Origin of the sequence: Lacihabitans sp. CCS-44, assembly GCF_024343735.1 — a bacterium.
GTDB lineage: Bacteria > Bacteroidota > Bacteroidia > Cytophagales > Spirosomataceae > Leadbetterella.
The window spans coordinates 1-464 of the sequence record NZ_RJUE01000034.1 but is presented as its reverse complement, the minus strand read 5'-3'; the positions used below and the strand labels follow the sequence as shown (position 1 = coordinate 464).

At 48.9% G+C, this 464-nt stretch carries 1 pseudogene; it reads left to right on the top strand.

Features of this window, described 5'->3' with window-relative positions:
* Positions 1 to 72: 72 nt before the first annotated feature.
* Positions 73 to 464 (top strand): annotated as a pseudogene (locus EGI26_RS07190) (hypothetical protein); the annotation flags it as partial.

Genomic DNA, 464 nt, shown 5'->3' with positions numbered 1-464 from the left:
AAAGAAGTAGGAGCAGGAACATACACAGCGACATGTGTTAATTCATGTGGAACGTCGTCAGCTTCAAATACGGTGACAATAACGACAGGCACACCACCAGCAGCACCAGTGTTGACAAGCAATGTAAGCAGCGTTTGTGCAAACGACAAAGCGACATTGACAGCCACAGGCTGTGTTGGCGGAACGATTACCTGGTCAGCGGGATTAGGAGTAGGTACTAGCAAAGAAGTAGGAGCAGGAACATACACAGCGACATGTGTTAATTCATGTGGAACGTCGTCAGCTTCAAATACGGTGACAATAACGACAGGCACACCACCAGCAGCACCAGTGTTGACAAGCAATGTAAGCAGCGTTTGTGCAAACGACAAAGCGACATTGACAGCCACAGGCTGTGTTGGCGGAACGATTACCTGGTCAGCGGGATTAGGAGTAGGTACTAGCAAAGAAGTAGGAGCAGGAAC